A 22,239-nucleotide genomic window follows, 5' to 3' on the forward strand; every position below is an offset into this window, starting at 1 on the left:
ATAATGACAAAGATAGATGGTCTTACCTCAGTTTTACTACAGAACGTCAGCAAGTTAATCAAGCAAAAAGTAAAAGAACAAATGCCATTGGTTGAAAAATTTGCTCATACTCTATATGGAAATATTTCTAATGAAGATCTTGTTGGTCGAAATGACAGCGATCTTTATGGGGCGGCATTAAGTTTATGGCAAACCTTTAACCAGCATGCAGAGCCTGCTGCGCGGATCAGAGTGTTTAATCCGGAGATCGCTCGGCACGGTTGGGAGTCGAAACATACTATTGTTGAAATAGTTGTGCAGGATATGCCCTTTCTTGTCGACTCGGTGCGGATTGCACTAACCCGTCACAACATAACTGCGCATTTATTATTGCACTATCCGTTGCAGACAAAGCGCGACGAAAAAGGCAATATTCTAGATTTTGCCAAATTAGGTCGTTTAAGTGATGCAACCAATCAACAAACGGTTTTTCATATTGAAATTGACCGGATGACAGACGCTAGCGCAATTGAGGCGTTAAAAGCCGAATTGCTCTCTGTGATGGAGGATGTGTCCTTAGCGGTGCAAGATTGGCAGCCAGCGCGTCAAAAACTGTTAGATGTTATCCAGTCACTTCCTAAAACGGCAGGCAAAGCCAGTAAAGAAGATATCGCTGAAGTAACGGATTTCCTTAATTGGCTGGTTAAAGATAATTTCACCTTACTCGGTTATCGCAGTTACGACATTAACCCGGTAAAAGGCGATTATCAGATCGTTGCTCAAAAAGACAGTGCCCTTGGTTTAATGCGCCGCTCTGAGCCTCGGGATCTGATGTTGTCTGAGTTGCCGGAACGCGGTCGTATCCAAGCATTAAGTAACTCCTTGCTAATCTTGACTAAAACAAATAATAAATCGCGCGTTCACCGTCCCGCTTACATTGACTATATCGGGATTAAACGGTTTGATAAGAGCGGAAAAGTGATTGGTGAAGATCGCTTTATTGGTTTGTACTCGGCCAGTTTATATAACAACAGCGCAGCAGACATTCCACTGCTAAAAAGTAAGCTGCAACAGGTAATGAACCGCTCTGAGTTTGCAGAAGGCACCCATGCTTATAAAGCTTTATTGAATATTCTCGAAACTTACCCAAGAGATGAGTTGATTCAGGCTAATGTAGATGAATTACTTGATGTAAGTATGGGCGTACTGCAGATGCAGGAACGTGATATGACTCGGCTGTTTATTCGTGAAGATACTTTTGGACGCTTTGTCACAGCAATGGTGTATGTGCCTCGTGAGCGTTACAACACTCAGCTTCGCAAAGACACTCAAGCCCTTTTAGCTCAGGCTCTTGGCGCAACAGAGCCTGTTGAATTTACTACCTATTTCTCTGAATCTGTGTTGGCGCGCACCCATTATCTGGTGCGTATCAACGATAGCCAAGTTGAGTATAACGTGAAAGACATTGAAAAGAATCTGGTTGAAGCGGCTCGTACCTGGGAAGATAAACTGGAGAGTGCGTTAATCGGCATTTATGGTGAAGCGCGTGGTCGTGATTTAAGCCGTAAATATGTGAATGCGTTTCCGCGCGCTTACAAAGAAGATATGTTGCCAAGTGATGCTTTGGTCGATATCGGTAAGTTAGAAGCGTTAAATGAAGAGCATAAGTTAGAAATGCTGTTTTATCGCCCGCAAGAAGAAGGCAAAGACAGCAAAGCTGTTCGGTTAAATCTTTTCCATAAAGACCACCCAATCCATCTATCTGACGTACTGCCGATGCTGGAAAACTTTGGTTTACGGGTTATTGGTGAAACACCTTATGCGGTGAAGTGCCCAAGTGGCTCAGTAAGCTGGATTTTGAATTTCACTATGGAGCTAACCGGTGAGCTACCTGCTGACTTTGTGGTTGCCCAACAAGGCTTCCAAGACTCCTTAACTAAGGTGTGGTTAGGTCAACTAGAAGATGATGGCTTTAACCGTTTAATTTTAGGTGCTGGTTTAACCGGTCGTGAAGTGTCCATTTTACGCGCTTATGCTAAATATAAGCGCCAGATCGGTAGTACCTTTAGCCAGAGCTATGTCGAAAATACCTTTGCTCGTTATGCAACTTTAGCAGCGCTGTTAGTTCAACTGTTTAGTATGAAGTTTGCGCCGAAATCGCGCGCTACGGCAAAGTCTATTGAAAAGCTTGAAGAGCAAATTGCTGCACAGCTTGAAAATGTGGCGAACCTTGATGATGATCGGATCATTCGTCGTTTTGTTGATATGATTAACGCGACGGTGCGCACGAACTTTTATCAAAAGGCTGCAGATGGCAGCGATAAGCCATATATTTCATTCAAGATTAAACCTAATTTAATCCCTGAAATGCCGTTGCCGATGCCAATGTTCGAAATATTCGTTTATTCACCGCGTGTCGAGGGTGTTCACTTGCGGTTTGGTAAAGTAGCGCGCGGTGGCTTACGTTGGTCTGATCGCCGTGAAGATTTCCGAACAGAAGTTTTAGGCTTAGTCAAAGCCCAGCAAGTTAAAAATACCGTGATTGTACCTTCTGGTGCGAAAGGCGGTTTTGTTTGTAAAAAGCTGCCAGAAACCGGTGGGCGCGAAGCCTTTATTAATGAAGGTAAAGCCTGCTACCGTACCTTTATCCGTGGTTTATTAGACGTTACAGATAATATCGTACAAGGTGCTATCGTACCGCCGACGGATGTTGTGCGCTTAGATGAAGATGATCCCTATTTAGTGGTTGCAGCCGACAAAGGTACTGCAACCTTCTCTGATATTTCCAATGGCATTTCAGAAGAGTATAACTTCTGGTTGGGTGATGCCTTTGCTTCTGGTGGTTCAAACGGTTATGACCACAAGAAAATGGGTATTACTGCACGTGGTGGTTGGGAGTCGGTGAAGCGGCACTTCCGCGAAATCGGTATTGATTGCCAAACTACCGATTTTACCTGCGTTGGTATTGGTGATATGGCCGGTGATGTATTTGGTAACGGTATGCTACTGTCTAAGCATATCCGTTTACAAGTTGCTTTTAACCACTTACACATCTTTGTAGATCCTAACCCAGATGCTGCACGTTCCTATCCAGAGCGTGAGCGTTTGTTTAATTTACCCACCTCTACTTGGGATGATTATGATAAATCCTTAATTTCAGAGGGTGGTGGGATCTTCGCGCGCTCAGCCAAGTCGATTAAGCTAAGTCCACAAATGAAAGAAATGCTTGGAACCAGCAAGTCGTCAATGACACCGAATGAATTAATTCGTGAAGCCTTAATGATGCCGGTAGACTTATTATGGAACGGTGGTATCGGGACTTATGTTAAAGGTAGCAACGAAAGTCATGCTGAAGTCGGCGATCGTGGTTCAGAAGCGCTGCGCGTAAATGGGCGTGAATTAGGCGCAAAAATCTTTGGTGAAGGGGGTAACCTTGGTGCCACGCAACGTGGTCGTATTGAGTATGCCGCTAACGGTGGTCGACTGAATACCGATTTTGTGGATAACGTCGGTGGGGTAACCTGTTCGGATAATGAAGTTAATATCAAAATCTTGTTGAACGCCTTGGTTACTGGCGGCGACTTGACATTGAAGCAGCGTAATAAACTGCTAAATGATATGACAGATGACGTAGCCGAGATTGTTATTGAAGATTGTTATCGCCAAACACAAAGCATTAGTTTGTCTTCCTTATTGGGTTCGGAGCAAATTAAGGAATACACCCGCTTTATCCATGCATTAGAAAAAGACGGTAAGTTGAATCGTGAGTTAGAGTTTTTACCTTCTGACGATGAACTCGCTGATCGTATGGCTAAGAACATGGGCTTAACTCGACCTGAGCTGGCTATTTTAACCGCCTACGGAAAAATGGTATTAAAAGAGCGTTTAGTGACGGCAGACGTCTCTGATAATAGCTATTTCCAGCAGTTATTGACGGGAGCCTTCCCCACGGTATTACAAAAGAAATTTAGCAATGAGATCAGCCAGCACCCGTTAAAAGCCGAAATAATTGCCACTAAATTGGCGAATATGCTGGTAAACGAGATGGGACCGAATTTTGTGCAGCGCATGTTTGAAGAAACCGGCGCCAATGCCGCAGAAGTTGCCATTTGTTATGCGGTTGTACGTGAATTGTTTGATGTCGAGCATTACTGGGAACAGCTGGAACAACTCGATAATCAGATCCCAGCCGCACTGCAAAGTCGTGTGTTATTCCAACTGCGTCGCACTATGCGCCGGGCAACGCGTTGGTTTGTGCGTCACCGCGACAGAACGTTAAATATTGAGCAAACAGTTGCTTTCTTTAAACCGGCTTATGTTGAAATTTGCCGTGATCTGGAAAAGTACGTTGCTGAACGTGAAATGCAGGAATTGACTGAAAAGAGCAATACCTTAGTTGAGCAAGGCATCCCTGCAGCTGTGGCGGTTTACTTAAGTCAACTGAGTACCGTATTCTCAGTGATGGATATTGCTCAGGTTGCAGACAGTCATAAAACGCCGTTAGCTATGGTTGCTGAGATTTACTTTAAGTTAGGTGACAAGCTTGAACTGCATTGGTTCCTAGAGCAAATTACGCGTCAACCTGTAGCTAACCATTGGCAAGCTTTAGCTCGCGCCTCTTATCGCGAAGAGTTGGATTGGCAACAGCGTGGTTTAACGGCCGTGGTAGTGAAAAGTTGTGGTAATGTTTGCGTGGCCGATGACATTATCAACAATTGGTTGGAGCAACATCATAGTTTAGTAGAGCGTTGGCGTTTAATGCTGGCGGAGTTTAAAACAACACAAAGCCACGAGTTTGCGAAGTTTTCTGTGGCGATGCGTGAACTTATGTTGTTAAGCCAATCTGTTTGATGCTGTTGTTTTTAGCTTAAACTTATTACAATACCCCAAGTGACAACCGTGTGGGATACAGGTTACAGTGCATGGTGCTGTAACCTCTTTCCAGCGGAGTTTTGGGGTATTTTATTTTAAGGTCTGCCATGTTTTATTCATTAGCCAGAAATGTTCTTTTCAATTGTGATGCTGAGCGCTCGCATGATTTTGCTTTAGCCAGTTTAAAACATTTGGCTAATACCCCAGCCGCTCTGTTATGGCGTGAGCCTTTGGTTAGTAAGCCCAAGACTATCGCTGGCATTACCTTTCCAAATCCGCTTGGTTTAGCGGCAGGCTTGGACAAAAATGCCGATTGTATTCGTGCTTTCGCGCAAATGGGGTTTGGTTTTATTGAAGTCGGTACTGTTACACCCAGACCGCAAGCGGGTAACGATAAACCCCGCATGTTTAGACTGCCGCAGTCAGAAGCTCTGATTAATCGGATGGGTTTTAATAACAAGGGTGTCGATTATTTAGTAAACAATGTAAAGCATAGCCAGTTTAAAGGGGTGTTAGGTATTAATATTGGTAAAAATAAAGATACCCCAAACGAACAAGGTAAAGACGATTATATCCATTGCATGCGTAAAGTTTACCCTTACGCCAGTTATATTACGGTGAATATTTCTTCTCCTAATACACCAGGGCTAAGAGATTTACAGTTTGGTGCCGCGTTATTAGATTTATTAAATTCAGTAAAAAATGAACAGCTAGAGCTGGAAGCCAAATACGATAAATATGTGCCGGTTTTTGTGAAAATTGCCCCAGATATGGATCAGATTGCCATTGAACAAGTTGCCGATTCGCTTATGAGTAGCAAAATGGATGGCGTGATTGCCACCAATACCACCCTTGACAGAAGTCGGGTAGCTGGTCAGCAACATGCAGAGGAAGCGGGCGGCCTAAGTGGACTTCCAGTACAACAAAAAAGTACTGAAGTGATTAAACAGCTGCGTCTGGCTGTAGGTCCTGATTTACCCATTATTGGCGTAGGTGGCATCAATGACAGTGCTTCAGCGCAGGCAAAACTTGCTGCCGGTGCGGATTTACTGCAAGTGTATACAGGCTTTATTTATCATGGCCCCAAACTGATTACATCTATTGTAAATAGCTTATAACAGAGAGATTTACTACTAATCAGCTTTTAAAATATGAGCAGCATGCTATAGTGCTTATATTAATCACACGTTGTTAGCTCAAAGGAGAATAGCAAGTAAGATGTTGATACCGTCGGAGCAATGGACATGGCAGTATTGCCCAATTAAAGATCGTCTTGTACTTAACCTTGATGATACGGTGCAGTTTACTTCTGAGCTAACTGGGGCAATGCTTAATGAAAAAGTGCTTAATCAGCCTTTTTCGATTGCGGAAGCTGAAACTTTTTGGCGTATCCAAGACGTTTTGCAGCCTTTGATTGCTAATGATGCTGAATGTTTGGAATTCTGCTTTCACGCGCTTGCCAATCGTTTTCGTCAGCTTACCGCGCACAAAAGCTGGTATTTCGCTACCCAACGTCAACAAGATATCGGGGCGTATCAGTTAGTTCAGTTACAAGGTAATGATCAGCTAACGGCATTAGTCGTTGCTTCTGATCTTGAATGCATAGAATGTCTGCTATTAGCCTCTGGTGAAACCTTAGCAGGTAAATTACTAGCGAAAAATGCGGTTATTCGTGTATTACGGAATAGAGCGCAGCTATTGGAAGTGGATATCGATTTGGCACGCAGTGCTTAGTTACACTGCCTTTGTATTGTTTTTGAAATGCTAAGAGTTCGCCGCCTATTGCAGCAAGCTTTTGCTAAGTCTGGTCTTCTGGCCTCGGGCGTTGTCGTTGGCCCCAGTAAAAAACGGCGTTTGCTGTTGTTGTTACTGGCTATGTTTCATTTATCAGGTTTATTTTCCTCTTTAGATGCCTTGATGTCTTCACGAACCGCTCAAGGCAGTATCGCTTGGATCGTGTCTTTAAATACCTTTCCCTATGTCGCTGTGCCTGCCTACTGGATCTTTGGCCGTAGTCGTTTTCAAGGCTATGTGATCTCAAGGCAGGAAACAGACAGCGATTTATTTATTAAACACCAACTAAAAGCTTCTGGTGCAGAGCCTTTTATTTTACATACGGAACGAGAAAGAGGCAGCCTGCAGGCGGTTGAGCGATTAGCGAAGATGCCGTTTTTAACTGGCAATAATGCTGAACTCTTAATTGATGGACAAGCGACCTTTGCCAGTATTTTTGCGGGTATTGCGGCAGCGAAAGACTATGTTTTGGTACAGTTTTATATTGTTAGAGACGATAATCTCGGCCGTCAGTTACAGCAATTATTAATACAGAAAGCGCAACAAGGTGTGGCGGTTTATTTTTTGTATGATGAAATTGGTAGCTATCGGCTACCACATCGTTATACCTCAGCACTGGCGTCTGCAGGGGTAAGAGTACGGCCTTTTCACTCTACAAAAGGACCTGGTAACCGCTTTCAGCTAAATTTTCGTAATCATCGCAAAATTGTGATTACCGATGGCTACACCGGTTGGTTAGGGGGACTTAATGTCGGTGATGAATACTTAGGTGAAGATCCTCGTTACGGTGCTTGGCGTGATACCCATCTGAAACTGAGCGGGCCAGCCGTATTGGCTTTACAATTATCCTTTGTTGAAGATTGGTATTGGAGTACTGAAACGATCCCTGCACTTCATTGGCAGGTGCAGGCCGCAGAGCAAGGTAATATACCTATTCTTATTTTGCCGTCTGGGCCAGCCGATCGTTTTGAAACGGCCAGTTTAATGATGCAGCATGCCTTGCACACGGCGGCGCAGCGAATTTGGATTGCTAGTCCTTATTTTGTGCCAGACGAAGGCACGCTAGCAGCGTTAAAGCTTGCGGCGTTGCGGGGAGTTGATGTTCGTGTGTTAATCCCCGAGCAAACAGATAATCTGTTAGTCACACAAGCGGCTTATGCCTTTATTGGTCCGTTATTAGATGCCGGTGTAAAAATCTATCGATACCATAAAGGTTTTTTGCATGCTAAAAGTTTTCTGGTTGATGAGCGCTTAAGTGCCGTGGGAACTGTCAATTTGGATAACCGTTCTTTTCGTTTAAACTTTGAAATAACGGCACTCATGCTTGATGAAGCAATGAATAAGCAGCTAGAGCAACAGTTCTTAGCTGATTTTTCACATTCTCGGATGATGAGTCGTTCAGAACTTAAAGCACGTTATTGGTGGCAAAGAGCGATAGCGCGTGGTGCCCATTTAATGGCACCGATACTTTAGGAGAGAGTCAAATGGCTGCTATTAAGCCAAACTTGCAGCAAGCCAGTTTTCAGCAATTTGTGACATTGTTAGAGCAGGCGCTTTTAACGCAGCAATTACAAAAACTGATTTTAAGTAAGTACCAAGGGGCTGAAACTGCATTACAGCGGTTGGAGATCAGCCCTGTGCTTTTAAAAGGAGTTTGGCAGTTAAAATTTTTATATCAGTATAAAACCAATCATATCACTAAGAACTTAACCGTGACAGAAGCGCAGCCGGTAATCTTATGTTTGCTAGAGCATGATTTTCTACAGGCTAACTTACAAAGTGAAAATCAAACCGTTCAGTTAAGTCAAAGCAAGAAAGGTAGGTTCTTGTTAAACGCCAAAAAAATCACCAACCAAGCCGATGCGAGTAAGCCAGCTACGCCAGCTGTGAATGCTCATAATCGACAAAAACAACGCTTTGTTGAACAAACGCGGCCTTTTTTAACGGCATTGGGCATAACTGATCAACAACAGCAAATCATTCCTGCTATGTCGAATAAATGGAAGCAGATTAATAAATTTATTGAAATCCTCGCCAATGCAGTGAAAGAAACCGGTTTAGCGACGCGTGAACAATTACATGTGGCAGATTTTGGTTCAGGCAAGGCATATTTAACCTTTGCCATGCATGATTATTTTAATCATAGCTTGGGTCTAGCTGTTAATGTTACGGGGGTTGAACTGCGCCAGCATCTGGTCGATTTATGTAACCAAACCGCGAGCAATTTGCAGTTAGCTGGGATCCAATTTGAACAAGGCGATGTGAAGCATTTCAAAGCTCGGGGGATCAACGTCATGGTGGCCTTGCATGCCTGTGATACCGCGACAGATTACGCGTTGCATATGGGTATTCGAACAGGGGCTGAAATTATTATGTGTTCGCCGTGTTGCCATAAGCAAATTCGGCCTCAGGTACAGTTGCCTGCCGTGCTGGCGCCGATGTTGCAACATGGCATCCATTTAGGGCAAGAGGCAGAGATGTTGACCGATAGCTTAAGAGCACTGTTGCTGGAAGCGAATGGTTACGATACCAAAGTGTTTGAATTTATTTCTTTAGAGCATACTAGTAAAAATAAAATGATTTTAGCGGTGCGGCGAGCCAAACCGAAAGATAACACGGCTGTATTACAGCAGATCCAAGCATTAAAGCTGTTTTATGGTATTCAAGAACATTGTTTAGAGCAATTATTGCTCGAATCAGCAGCGGGTTAAACCGCTGCGAATGTTGAGCTTTTAGCGAAGCGCATCAATCAACTGTTTGACCGCCTGCAACTGCGCGCCCGTCTTACTTAAGTAGTTAGCACCGCTGTAACCCCACCAATCCCAACAGCCTAAGGGATTAAATGGACTTGGGGTGATCTGCGGGTACAGAATGACTAACTGATTTGCATCAGCATAGTGGTTTAAACCGGTGTTAGTGACATAGGCTTCGCCGACTTGGCTGGCATCTTGCCGACAGCCATGAAAGCTAACATGTAATTGACAAGCGGCTCCTTGCTGACAGCTGGCGGGAATATAGGCATAACCCAATTCAGCTAATTGTCCCTTGCTTGCTGGCGCCAGCTGGTGTTGATTAATTCGATATAACTGACCACTGAGTGATGTAGCTGCTGTCAGCGTTGTATTGAGTAAATGACTAAGTAATTTGCCTGCGGCATCAAAATTACAGCTCGCCAAAAAGGGCGGCTCTGAACGATCACAAGCTGTTAAATCGGGTAAAGCTGTCGGGAAGTGATGTGCAAAAGCATATTCGTTGACAAACATTAACTGCTCCGGCTCAATCCAGTTGGCATATTGTGCCGCGAGCGCCGCACTGACCTCACTGGAAACGGTTTGGTCGGCACTGCCGCTAAAGATCCACACTCTGCTCTTGGCGAGAGCACTAACTGGTGCCAGTAAGCCTTGGCCACGCAGTGCTGTTAGCGTTTGTTCAATCTCGGCTAAATTAGGTTTAGCCTGAGGATTAGCCAAGCAATGCGTTAAAGCGTGTTGAAAGTTATTTTGAGCACAATACACCGGACCTGCCGCAATCATGGCGACGCCAATCACCTCCTCGGCAAAAGCCTGATGATATTGTCCTGCCATATAAGCACCAGAAGACAGTCCTGACAGGGTAATGGGTTGCGCAAGATTAAGCGCAGGTAGTGGTTTGGTATCATGATCAATTTGACTGAAGACTGGGCTGCAGCTAACCGCCATGCTTATTAAAACAGCATGGCGAATCAGGTGTGTAATGATACGGTTGGCTTGTAAATCCATTAGTGAATATTCATGCTTAGACAAGGTGAAACTACTATCCTTAAGATAAGGCGCTGGCGCAATAAGGCTTTAGTACTAAGCTGCTTGATAGCTTAATCCACCCGCAGTGCCACACCTCGACCTCGCGGATCACTGGCTGGAATAGCTTGACCTGCTTCCATTTTAATCAGTTGGATATCACCTAAATTCCAATCGGGCATATGTATTTGATAGCCCATTTGTTGTAAATGTTGTTGTACCTCTGTAGTTAAGGCGTGGTAAGGCTCAATGCGAATTTGATCCTGTGGTAATAACTGATGATGAAAACGGGGTGCGGCCACAGCTTGTTGCGCTGTCATGTTGAAATCATATAAATTATTGATAACTTGGAAAATGCTGCTGAAAATAGTGGATCCCCCCGGTGTGCCGATCACCAGCTCCAACTTGCCAGCTTTTAATAGGATAGTTGGCGTCATCGAGGACAGCATGCGTTTACCTGGAGCGATCGCGTTGGCATCATTGCCAATAACGCCAAAAGCATTGGGTACGCCGGCCTTGGCGGAAAAATCATCCATCTCGTTATTCAGTAAAAAGCCAGCGCCGCTGACCACTACGCCACTGCCATAATCTAAATTGAGCGTGTAGGTGTTGGATACGGCATTGCCAGCTTTATCCACAATGGAAAAATGCGTCGTTTGTTCTGACTCCAGCCCTGGTTTTATCATCGCCGTGGCAGAAATGGCCTTAGGATTAATCTCTTGCGCCCGTCTGGCTAAGTAATCTGGGGCGAGTAATTGCTGCTGCGGGACTGCTGTAAAATCTGGATCGCCTAAATAATCTGCGCGATCAGCGAATACCCGTTTTGCTATCTCAGCAATTAAGTGGACATATTGCGCGGAGTTATGCTTGAGGCCGTCAAAATGCTCACGGTTATGTTCTTTTAATGCTAAGAATTGATTAAGGGCTATGCCACCTGAGCTGGGAGGAGCTACTGTAATTAGCTGCATATCTCGATAATTTGTTATTAGCGGATTGCGCCACACGGCTTGATAATTTCGAAGATCTTCTGCTGTGATTAGCCCCTGGCCGCGAGTCATTTCAGCTAAAATTAGCTGTGCGGTTTCGCCTTCGTAGAAGTCAGTAGGGCCTTTAGCGGCTATCCGTTTGAGTGTGGCGGCTAGCTGCGGTTGTTTAAAGATATTACCTGGCTGCAGCGCAGCGAAATATTCCGCAAAATTGGTTTTACCGGCAAAACGGCCAAATACATTGCGATCGTAGAGATAGGTTTTGTCTGGAACCAGATAACCGTCTTCTGCCAGTCGAATTGCCGGTGCAATTAACTCAGCCCAGCTTTTAGTACCGAATTGTTGATGTGCTTGCCATAACCCCATCACAGTACCTGGCACGCCTGATGCTAAATGCCCAATCAGGCTGAGCTCATTAATCACTTCTCCTTCCTGATTTAAATACATCTCGCGGTGGGCTTTGGCTGGCGCAATCTCTCGATAATCTAAAAAGTAAGCCTTGTTATTAAACCACAAGGTCATAAAGCCCCCGCCACCAATATTGCCAGCTTCAGGGTAGGTTACAGCTAAAGCAAAAGCCGTAGCAACCGCGGCATCTACCGCGTTACCGCCTTGTTGCAAGATAGCCGCTGCGACTTCTGCACCATAGCGATCTGGACTGGCAACGGCGCCTGCGGTTGCTGGTGTTTGTGGTGGCGGGTTTTTAGTCATGCTTTGCGCGTTTGGGGTAAAGGACAATACCAATACACATAGTATAGTGAAAGCGCGTAAATCACAGCAGGGCATTAAGCATTCTCCAAGGCGAGAAAATCGTCAACTATCAGACAGAAACATAGCATTTAGCAGGCATGCTGCCTATAAAAATTCACCTATAAAAAAAGGCGCCACAGAGAGGGCGCCAAAGCGTCAGGTTAACGCTGTTGCAAAGCACGTATAACAACAGGCCCTAGTGTAGTGCGATAAAATATAAGGCTTTTGATCTAACGCAAGAAACACGTTAACTAACGGATCAGTCGTTTACTAGCGTTGCTTCAGATGCGCTAATCGCGTACAAAGGTTCAATCATTACGCGTCGCAAACAGGATGAAATATATGAAAAAAATCGCCTTAGCCAGTATCTTATCAGCTTTCGCAGCATTAGCTTTTCCCCAAATGGTGCTGGCTGACAAGCCGATAGGAATCGCTATCCATGGTGGTGCCGGTACTATTAATCAAGCAAAGATGACTGCATCGCAACAACAAGCTTATGAAGCCGCTCTAACTGAGGCTATAACCCAAGGTTATGCGGTGCTAGAACAAGGCGGCAGTAGCTTGGATGCGGTAACTCGAGCCGTTATGGTGTTGGAAGACTCTCCCTTGTTTAACGCCGGTAAAGGGGCGGTATATACCTTTGATGCAACGCATGAGCTTGATGCTTCTATTATGCAAGGACAAGATCGTAATGCCGGCGCCGTGGCAGGGGTAACCACCATTAAAAATCCGATTTTATTGGCAAGAGCCGTAATGGAACAATCTGAGCATGTCATGTTAGCGGGCGCTGGCGCTGAAGCCTTTGCCGATACCCTTAATTTAGCCCGCGTACCCAATACGTATTACAATACGGAGTTTCGTTTTGAGGCGTTACAACGTGCTAGACAGGCGTTAGCGCCACAACCTCATCAGGCAAGCCTGCCGTTTGAACCAAACTGGCGTATGGGGACTGTGGGAGCGGTGGCCATCGATCGCTCGGGTAATTTAGCAGCGGCAACCTCAACCGGTGGTATGACCGCCAAGCGTTATGGCCGTATCGGCGATGCGCCGGTGATTGGTGCGGGTAATTTTGCGGATAATAGCAGTTGTGCCGTATCCGCTACGGGGCATGGCGAGTATTTTATTCGTTATCAGGTCGCCAGCGATATTTGTGCCAGAGTAAAGTACCAAGGTAAAACCGCCGCAGAGGCCGCCACGGAAGTTATCGCTGAACTGGCAACCGTCGGCGGCACGGGTGGGGTGATTGTGGTGGATGCGGCAGGGCAGTTAAGTTGGGCCTTTAATACTGAGGGTATGTATCGGGCTAAGCGTGGCAGTCAAACCCCATTAAAAGTAGAGATTTTTAGTGATAAAAATCAAAACTAGTCTGCTAAATCTGCAGCAAATTCGCCCGCTTAGACTATGCTTAAGCTGAGTATTTGGGGGAGAGTAGCTTATGGATCTATTAAAAGTTGCAGACTATATGAATCGTCACCCGGTTACCTTTGAGCTAGACATGCCGGTAGAGTTAGCGGTCGAACGCTTGATCAAAGGGCGGCAAACGGGTGGCCCGGTGATTGATAATAAACGTAAGATCATCGGTTTTATTTCAGAGCAAGATTGTTTGGCGCGGATGTTGATGTCCACTTATCACGACCAGCAAGCATCAAGCGTCGCTGATGTGATGCAAACTGCCGTGATTACGGTGAAAGATTACGACGGCATTATTGACTTAGCGCAGACCATGTTAAAAGCCAAGCCGAAGCTCTATCCTGTGGTGGATGACGATGGCTATTTACTCGGAATTATCTCGCGTACAGATGTGTTAGCCGCTATTGACAAAGAACTGCACTCACATTACGGCAAGGTAGGCTAGCCTTAGCTCGGGTTCCTTGGTAGCATTGCGCCCTCTGAAATCCGAGGGCGTTATTTTGTCTGCTACAGCTTCTCTTTCTCTAAACGAACTTTATACCAAGCTTGGCAGTTGTTTACTGCAAGATCAATTTAAGCTGCGTCGCAAACTCAATCAACTTAAAACCGCTACGGCCGCTGAACAACAACACGTAATGCCACGTCTTGCGGCTGAGCAAGCGCGCTCCATCGCGCTGCGGCAAAGTCGTCTGGCAGCCGTTCCCGCATTAAACTATCCAGCAGAACTGCCGGTAGTGGCAAAAAAAGACGACATTAAAGCCGCCATTGCTGCACATCAAGTTGTGATTATTGCTGGTGAAACCGGTTCAGGCAAAACCACTCAGATCCCCAAAATATGTCTTGAACTAGGTCGCGGCGTGGCTGGGACTATTGGTCATACGCAGCCTCGCCGCCTTGCGGCGCGCAGTGTCTGTGCACGTTTGGCGGAGGAGCTGAATTGTCAGGTGGGCCAGCAGGTCGGTTATAAAATTCGCTTTGGCGATCAAACAAATCAACAAACCTTAGTGAAGTTGATGACCGATGGTATTTTGCTCACCGAAATGCAGCAGGATAAATTTTTAAATCAGTACGACACCCTGATTATTGATGAAGCCCACGAACGTAGCCTGAATATTGACTTCTTGTTAGGTTATTTAAAACAGTTACTACCGAAAAGACCTGATCTAAAAGTTATCATTACCTCTGCGACCATCGATCCTGAACGATTTTCCAAGCATTTTTTTGATGCACCTATCGTCGAAGTGTCTGGTCGTACTTATCCAGTAGAAACCCGTTATCGGCCCTACAGTGAGTTAGATGATAAAGATGCGGATCAACTACAGGGCATTTTTGATGCTGTAGAAGAACTCTATCGTGAGCCACCGGGTGATATTTTAATCTTTTTAAATGGTGAGCGGGAAATTCGTGATACCGCCGATGCCTTGGAAAAACTCAAACTCCCGCATACCGAAGTCTTGCCTTTGTATGCGCGCTTAAGTGCGACAGAGCAAAATCGGATTTTTCAAAGTCATGCCGGTCGCCGCATCGTGCTCGCCACCAATGTGGCAGAGACCTCGCTCACCGTACCGGGTATTCGCTATGTTATTGATCCTGGAACTGCACGTTTATCTCGCTACAGTTATCGTTCGAAAGTACAACAATTACCGATAGAAGCGATTAGCCAAGCCAGTGCCAATCAGCGAAAAGGCCGTTGCGGTCGTGTTGCCGCCGGTATTTGTATTCGCTTGTACAGCGAAGAGGATTTTTTAAGCCGCTCAGAATTTACCGATCCGGAAATTCTGAGAACCAATCTCGCGTCGGTGATTTTGCAAATGTTGGCGCTAGGACTGGGCGATATTGCCTCCTTTCCGTTTTTACAAAAACCCGATAGCCGTTTTATTAATGATGGTATTAAATTATTAGAAGAGTTAAGTGCCGTAGAAAAACTCAGTGGTAAAGCAACGTTGCGCTTAACCGCACTTGGCCGGCAGCTGACGCGCTTACCCATCGACCCTCGCTTAGCGCGGATGGTCATAGCAGCCAGTGAAACAGGCGCACTTAAAGAAAGTCTGGTGATAGTGGCGGCTTTGTCTATTCAAGACCCCCGTGAACGGCCTTTAGATAAACAGCAAAAAGCAGACGAGCTACATGGACGCTTTGCTGATGTCGATTCTGACTTTGCCAGCTGGCTAAAACTGTGGGATTACCTACAGCAGCAACAAGAGCTACTCAGTAATAACCAATTCCGCCGGCTTTGTAAGCAAGAGTGTTTAAACTATTTGCGGGTCAGAGAATGGCAAGATCTCGTTGCGCAACTCACTCAGCTTGCCCAAGAGCAGCAGCTTAAAATCAATGCGTCTGCACCAAGCTATCAGGCGTTACACAGCGCCATTTTAACCGGTTTACTGGGGCAAATTGGCTGTCGTGATAGTGACGCCGATTATTTAGGGCCACGGCAAACCCGCTTTTACGCTTTTCCTGGTAGCCATCTGTTTAAACGCAAACCGAAATGGGTTATGGCGGCAGAATGGGTAGAAACCAGTCGCTTATATGCCAGAACCTTGGCAAAAATTGAGCCTGAATGGGTAGAGCCACTGGCATTACATTTAGTGAATCGTAGCTACAGTGAACCGCATTGGGAAAAGAAAAAAGGCGCAGTGGTCGCCTTTGAACAAGTCTCACTGTATGGCGTTATTATTGTCGGTAAGCGCCCCGTGCTCTATAGCAAAATTGATGAGGCGGTATCACATCACATTTTTATCCGCGAAGCCCTCGTCAACGGTGAGCTTGGCTTGAACGAAGCCTTTTTAGCGCATAATCAGCAATTAATTGCGCAAGTACAAAACTTAGAAGAAAAATCTAGGCGGCGCGATATTCTGATTGATGATGACGCGCTAGCGGCGTTTTATGCCGAACGGCTCCCCGTTTGGGCCAACAATCGTATCGATTTTAGTAAATGGTGGAAAAAACAACGTCAGCAACAGCCTGATTTTCTAAATTTTGACCCCGAGACGCTATATCAGCGCGATGCCTCTGATATCACCGCAGCCAAGTTTCCAGAAACCTGGCTACAGGGTAACCTGACGTTGCCATTGGCTTACCATTTTGCCCCGGGCGAGCCAGATGATGGGATCAGTGTATTAATTCCGTTGGCATTACTTAATCAGTTAGAAGACCGTGGATTTGATTGGTTAATACCGGCACTGCGGCATGACTTGTTAGTGGCGCTGATTAAATCTTTGCCAAAGCAATATCGGCGTAACTTTGTGCCCGCGCCAAATTATGCAGACGCGGTTTTGCAGAGTCTTGAACCCAGTGAGATCCCCTTACTCGAAGCATTGACAGCTAAGTTAAAACGGATGTCGGGTGTCACCATCCCAGAAGATGCATGGGATCTCACCAGCTTGCCAGCGCACTTAAAAATGAATTTTAAAATTCTGGATGAACATAACTTAGTCGCGCAAGGCCGCTCATTACGCTTACTCAAGCAACAACTGCAAGGGGCAGTACAACAGAGTTTAAGTGAAGTCGCAGAGCAGGGGATTGAACAAACGGCGTTAACCGAGTGGAGCTTTGGTGAGTTACCTAAAGAATATATCAAAGTGCAAGCCGGTTTTGAAATTAAAGCCTTTCCAGCGCTGATTGATGAAGGCAAGAGTGTCGCTATTCGTCTACTGGATAATCCACAGCGAGCAGAGCAAGCACATATTAAAGGTTTGCGGCGTTTATTATTATTAAATGTGCCATCTCCGGTTAAGTATTTGCAAGAATCCCTTCCGAATAAAGCCAAGTTAGGCTTGTACTTTAACCCTTTTGGTAAGGTACTGGATTTGATTGATGATTGTATCGCGGCGGCAACGGATGAGCTTATAACTCAGTCGCTGCCCGTGCAAGATGCTGAGCGTTTTCAGATGGTACGTGAGCAGCTGCGCGCCAATTTAGGTGAGCAGGTAAGACAGATTGCCTTGAAAGTCGAAGCCATTTTAACGCTGTACCATGATATTCAAAAGCGCTTGAAGGGGAAGGTAGACTTAGCGCATTATCAGGCGCAAGCCGATGTCAAAGCACAGCTGGAGCAGCTGATTTTTAAAGGCTTTGTCAGTACTCATGGTGCCAATAAGCTAGAGGATATTCAGCGTTATTTAGCGGCCATGTTAAAACGCTTGGAAAAACTGCCTGTTGATCCAAACCGTGATCGCTTATTAATGCACGAATATCAAAAAGCCGAGACAGCCTATACCCAGCTGTTAGGTAAGTTTGCTGGCCAACCGGTACCGGAAGAGGTATCAGCAATTCGTTGGATGTTACAAGAGCTTAGGGTGTCGCAGCATGCTCAGCAATTAGGTACGCCGTATCCGATATCACTTAAAAGGATCCTTAATGCGGTGCAGGAGCTAAAATAATCTTGTTGCAGCATTCAACCAGCTTGCTAAGATAAAGTAGGTTGCCTAAAAAAGGAGTGATTATGCTGAATCGTGGAGACAATCGACATTTCTATCGGATGATGGTGAATGCAGATGTGAAGTTGATGATTAATGATCCAGAAGCTGCCCGCGTTATCGATGGCGTGTGTCGGGATCTGAGTGCATCAGGCATGTCGGTTGAAATTGATGAGCCTGTGGAAATGGGACTCTTAGTGCGGGTAAGGTTAGAATCACCGAATGCCAGCGTAGCACCGCTCGATGCCACCGCAAAGGTTATGCGCTGTAGTCAAGACAATGAAGCCTGCTACAACTTAGGCTTGGCTTTTGTTGAATTGAATTAAAGCCGCTCCTGTATCTGCCTGCCATCTTGGCATGAAAAGCAACGCCAGCGTAAGGCTGGCGCTTTTATTAGTAAATTTTACAGATCAGTCCTTTCAGGTAATAGCCTTCTGGGAAAAAGCTGGCAACAGGATGATCACTGTCTTGTTGTAAGCGTTCAATAAACAGACAGTCGCGCCGTGCATCCAAAGCAGCATCCGCAACTACCTTTTGAAACAAGGCTTCTTCCATTAAACCGGAGCAAGAAAAGGTAAATAATAAACCGCCCGGCTTAACCAGTTGCATGGCGACACGATTAATATCTTTGTAACCTCGGCAAGCGCTATTTAGTTGCGACTTATTTTCCGCGAACTTTGGTGGGTCCAGAATAATGAGATCAAACTGCTTACCTTGCTCTTGATATTGGCGCAGTAGTTTAAAGACATCCGCTTTGATATTGGTTAATTTACTCAGATCAAGTTGATTGAGCTCTGCATTTCGGGTTGCAGTTGTTAAGGCTAATTCTGACATATCGACGTTGGTGACATGACGAGCGCCCCCGGTTAACGCTGCTACCGCAAAGGTGCCGGTGTAGCTGAAACAGTTCAAAACGTCCGCGTCCTGAGCAAAGCGCTTCACGGCTGCGCGGCTGGCGCGTTGATCAAGATAAAAACCGGTTTTGTGACCTTGAATGATATCCACCAGCAAAGACATGCCATGTTCTTTAATCAGTACTTCGCCTGTCTCTTTGGGTAAATGTAACCAGCCCGTAACAGGTTTTAATCCTTCTTTTTTGCGGACATCCACGTCGGAGCGCTCATAAATACCGTGTGCAGGGAAGACCTGTTGTAAAGCTTTCACAATGAGTGAGCGTTTGGCATCAGCACCGGCAGACAGCAGTTGTACTACCAGTACATCTTGATATTTATCAATGGTGACACCCGGTAAATCGTCAGACTCTGCGGCAATCACTCTGATACCATTGGTGTCTTGCTCGTTAAAAAGGCTCTGCCGTAATTGCCAAGCGCGGCTGATTTTATGCACGAAAAAGTCTAGATCGATAGTTTCTGCTTCATTAAAGGTCCAAATTCTGGCGCGGATTTGGGAGCTGGGTGAATAAGCCGCTCGAGCCAACCATTGGCCTTTACTACTTAAGACTTCAACGGTATCGCCACGATTCGGGGTATTGATAACTTTGTCTATGGCATTAGAAAACAACCATGGGTGACGACGGTTAAGTGCTTTTTCGCGGCCTTCTTGTAATATGATGGCTGGCAAATTTGGGGATTTATTCATGTTCTGAAATACGCTGTGCTAGACTAAATGTTGCATTTTAGAGAAGAGCCAGCCAAAGCTAAAGTAAATTCGTGCGAAAGACAGAAAGGCGTCTATGAATCATTCTATTCCCCAGCAAATGCAAGCCGTGGTCGTGGCAGCCCCAGGCAAGCAGAGTACGCTGCATTTACAGCACTTACCGGTACCCGTTCCTACAGCAGGGCAGTTATTACTAAAAGTGGCCGCTTGCGGTATCAACCGTGCAGATCTGATGCAGCGTCAGGGTTTGTATCCACCCCCCGCAGGGGATAGCGACATTCTGGGGCTTGAAGCCGCGGGGACTGTTGTCGCTGTGGGCGATCCCAGCTTACAACATTATGTCGGACAGCGTGTTTTTGGCTTGGTTAACGGGGGAGGTTATGCCGAATATGTATTACTCCCTGCTGCACAGGCAATGCCGGTGCCTAGTAACTGGTCGATGCAGCAAGCTGCAGCAACAGCAGAAACCTTTTTAACCGCTTACCAACTGCTTTTTACTATCGGGCAGGCCACCGCTGGTCAACGCGTATTAATTCACGCTGGGGCGAGTGGAGTAGGCACTGCTGCTATTCAATTAGCTAAAGCCAAAGGTCTAGACGTGGCAGTGACCGTAGGTTCGGCAGAGAAAGTGGCAGCCTGTCTTGCTTTGGGTGCGGATCTTGCAATTAATTATCGTGAGCAGCCTTTTGCAGAGTCATTAACTCGGTTTTGGCCACAGGGAGTAAATCTGATTCTTGACCCAGTTGTAGGGCATTATCTCGCAGAAGATATAAAGATACTCGCAATGGATGGTATGATTGTTATTTATGCCATGATGGGAGGTCGTTTTATCCCCGAGTTTGATTTATCATTGCTGTTTCGAAAGCGGGGTCGAATGCTCTGCTCAACATTACGCAATCGTGATGCTGCCTATAAAGCTAAATTAACGGCTGATTTCCAAGACGACTTTGCTCATGCGCTAGAACAAGCCGAAATTACCCCAGTTATTGATCGGCAATTTGCAATCACTGAAGCTGAGGCGGCGCATGCTTTACTTAGCGCTAATCAAACCATAGGTAAGTTAGTGTTGGATTTTTCGATTTAATTTTTTAAGGATATTCAAAAGCATGGCACTAAGTTTTGGTAAAGCCGCTTATGCAAAAGTAGTACAACGGCTTATTGAGCGTATTTATCACAATAGCGCGCTACAAGATTCTATTTATGAGCAGGCAGTAAGCTGGTTTGCTGGGCAAGAGCAAAGACAACAACAGCTAGCTAATGCACAGCAGCAACTGTTTCTATTCGAGAATCGTCAGCAACAATCCAGTAAGGCGAATCAGGCTGCAATTACGCGTAATTTACGTTTGGCAGAAGCCCAACAAAAAACTTTAGAAGAAGAGATTGAAGAGAATAATTTTTTACGTTTTCAGGCGCTACAACAATTATGCCGGGATATTTTATCCCTGTGTCAAGGTGACACTTTTACGGAAACAAATAGCTATTCAGCAAAAATGCTCGGGACTATTCAGCTAATTTGCCCTACGCGGGGTAAAAATATTCAAAAAGAAAATCAAAAAGCTCGGCATTTATACAAAGCGATATTAAGTATTCGTTTTCTGGATCGTTTAGTGTTGGATGGTTTAATTGATAATCCTTTTATTATTGACCGTTTTCAGCAAAGCAAGCATCTGCACTATCACGATGACACTGAATACCATCCTTATCGTGATGATGTGCATGTACCCGTACTGATGGCTGCTATCTTGCAGGATATTGGCCGCAGTCATCCTAGTTGTTTAGCCATCTTAAAGGGGCCAGAGGGGACTTTTGATGAGTTTCGTGAATTAGATGCGCAGGAGCGTATTACTTATTTGCAGGCAAATTATAATGCGACCTTAAGTTATGTGCAGGAAGCACTTGGTACAGGCCGCTATATGGGGCGTGATAAAGAAGAACGTGATCGTTTTTTACAAACTGAAATTGAAAAACGGGAACTGATTATTGCTTTAATTAAACAAGCTGCTCGCCCTGCCAGTGAGCTTGGTAACATACTAAAAATTCCGCAAATTTATACTTCGATGATTCTCTCAACCAAGTTGGTTTACAATTATGAAGATTTACCGAAAGCGGCTTTGGCTTTAGAGAAAAGCGCTGAGCAAGCGAAGTTAGATCAACAGGCTGTGGTGGCATTTTTACGTATTGTTGGCATGTTTCCACAAGGCTATGGTGTGCCTTATATACCGAAAGACTCGGATGGCCATGATATGGAGCGCTATGAGTACGCCATTGTCACAGGACTCTATCCACCTGAACTTAAAAAGCCCATCTGCCGTATTGTAACTTACAGTTTAACCTATCAAGCTTCAGCGCGAGGTTGCGTGATCAGTGCGGAGAATAACCTGTACTTTCCGCAGGCTAGGCGTAAGCTAGAATTTATTCCTGAAGAACGCTTATTAGAAATTATGCGCAAGCTGGTGTATAACTTTGAAGAGCGCATGAGCTCGCCTTTGTTACCGCGTTGCTGGCACCCAGACGAATACTTTATAAACCAGAAAAATCAAAATTTATGGAATAAAGCGGCAATGCTACAAAATTAATGAAGCACTTTGTTGCTTGATCATTGCCCTAGCCAAAAAGTAGTACTTGTGGCTAGGGCAA

Annotated in this window: 14 protein-coding genes; 11 read left to right on the forward strand and 3 right to left on the reverse strand. The window is 45.3% G+C overall.

The window, feature by feature from the left end:
* Positions 1–3: 3 nt before the first annotated feature.
* From ACO1PK_RS14230 to ACO1PK_RS14250, 5 genes are all read left to right on the forward strand, one after another.
* Positions 4–4,830 (forward strand): NAD-glutamate dehydrogenase, encoded by a 4,827-nt coding sequence (locus ACO1PK_RS14230; RefSeq protein WP_423186266.1) that lies wholly within the window; start codon positions 4–6, stop codon positions 4,828–4,830.
* Between the two features lie 128 nt (positions 4,831–4,958).
* Positions 4,959–5,969, forward strand: a complete 1,011-nt coding sequence (gene pyrD / locus ACO1PK_RS14235; protein WP_423186267.1) for a quinone-dependent dihydroorotate dehydrogenase — start codon at positions 4,959–4,961, stop codon at positions 5,967–5,969.
* 100 nt (positions 5,970–6,069) lie between these two features.
* Positions 6,070–6,585, forward strand: a complete 516-nt coding sequence (locus tag ACO1PK_RS14240; protein ID WP_423186268.1) for a cell division protein ZapC domain-containing protein — start codon at positions 6,070–6,072, stop codon at positions 6,583–6,585.
* Positions 6,586–6,612: 27 nt separating this feature from the next.
* Complete coding sequence (gene cls / locus ACO1PK_RS14245; protein ID WP_423186269.1) at positions 6,613–8,118, forward strand: cardiolipin synthase; 1,506 nt, start codon at positions 6,613–6,615, stop codon at positions 8,116–8,118.
* A gap of 11 nt (positions 8,119–8,129) precedes the next feature.
* A complete protein-coding gene (locus ACO1PK_RS14250) occupies positions 8,130–9,356 on the forward strand; it encodes a class I SAM-dependent methyltransferase (protein ID WP_423186270.1) in 1,227 nt (408 codons plus the stop codon).
* Positions 9,357–9,377: 21 nt separating this feature from the next.
* Here ACO1PK_RS14250 and ACO1PK_RS14255 read toward each other — a convergent pair whose 3' ends face one another.
* Positions 9,378–10,427, reverse strand: a complete 1,050-nt coding sequence (locus ACO1PK_RS14255) for a polyhydroxybutyrate depolymerase (RefSeq protein WP_423186271.1) — start codon at positions 10,425–10,427, stop codon at positions 9,378–9,380.
* A gap of 68 nt (positions 10,428–10,495) precedes the next feature.
* Positions 10,496–12,118, reverse strand: a complete 1,623-nt coding sequence (ggt, locus tag ACO1PK_RS14260) for a gamma-glutamyltransferase (RefSeq protein ID WP_423186272.1) — start codon at positions 12,116–12,118, stop codon at positions 10,496–10,498.
* Positions 12,119–12,499: 381 nt separating this feature from the next.
* Here ggt and ACO1PK_RS14265 point away from each other — a divergent pair, with 381 nt between their 5' ends.
* From ACO1PK_RS14265 to ACO1PK_RS14280, 4 genes are all read left to right on the forward strand, one after another.
* Positions 12,500–13,522: an isoaspartyl peptidase/L-asparaginase family protein gene (locus ACO1PK_RS14265; RefSeq protein ID WP_423186273.1), complete on the forward strand. Its 1,023-nt coding sequence runs from the start codon at positions 12,500–12,502 to the stop codon at positions 13,520–13,522.
* 70 nt (positions 13,523–13,592) lie between these two features.
* The gene (locus tag ACO1PK_RS14270) at positions 13,593–14,012 is read left to right on the forward strand and encodes a CBS domain-containing protein (protein ID WP_423186274.1); all 420 of its coding nucleotides are present in this window, start codon (positions 13,593–13,595) and stop codon (positions 14,010–14,012) included.
* A 55-nt stretch (positions 14,013–14,067) separates the two neighbouring features.
* Complete coding sequence (hrpA, locus tag ACO1PK_RS14275; protein ID WP_423186275.1) at positions 14,068–17,949, forward strand: ATP-dependent RNA helicase HrpA; 3,882 nt, start codon at positions 14,068–14,070, stop codon at positions 17,947–17,949.
* A 62-nt stretch (positions 17,950–18,011) separates the two neighbouring features.
* Positions 18,012–18,311 carry a PilZ domain-containing protein gene (locus ACO1PK_RS14280; RefSeq protein ID WP_423186276.1) on the forward strand — a complete coding sequence of 100 codons (300 nt, stop codon included), beginning with the start codon at positions 18,012–18,014 and terminating at the stop codon, positions 18,309–18,311.
* Between the two features lie 67 nt (positions 18,312–18,378).
* On the opposite strand, the gene ACO1PK_RS14285 is transcribed toward ACO1PK_RS14280, so the two are convergent.
* The gene (locus tag ACO1PK_RS14285; protein ID WP_423186277.1) at positions 18,379–19,584 is read right to left on the reverse strand and encodes a class I SAM-dependent rRNA methyltransferase; all 1,206 of its coding nucleotides are present in this window, start codon (positions 19,582–19,584) and stop codon (positions 18,379–18,381) included.
* Positions 19,585–19,678: 94 nt separating this feature from the next.
* Here ACO1PK_RS14285 and ACO1PK_RS14290 point away from each other — a divergent pair, with 94 nt between their 5' ends.
* The gene (locus ACO1PK_RS14290) at positions 19,679–20,686 is read left to right on the forward strand and encodes an NAD(P)H-quinone oxidoreductase (RefSeq protein WP_423186278.1); all 1,008 of its coding nucleotides are present in this window, start codon (positions 19,679–19,681) and stop codon (positions 20,684–20,686) included.
* A 22-nt stretch (positions 20,687–20,708) separates the two neighbouring features.
* A complete protein-coding gene (locus ACO1PK_RS14295; protein WP_423186279.1) occupies positions 20,709–22,178 on the forward strand; it encodes a hypothetical protein in 1,470 nt (489 codons plus the stop codon).
* Positions 22,179–22,239: the final 61 nt, after the last annotated feature.

Source organism: Alishewanella sp. d11, from assembly GCF_049390205.1.
GTDB lineage: Bacteria > Pseudomonadota > Gammaproteobacteria > Enterobacterales > Alteromonadaceae > Alishewanella.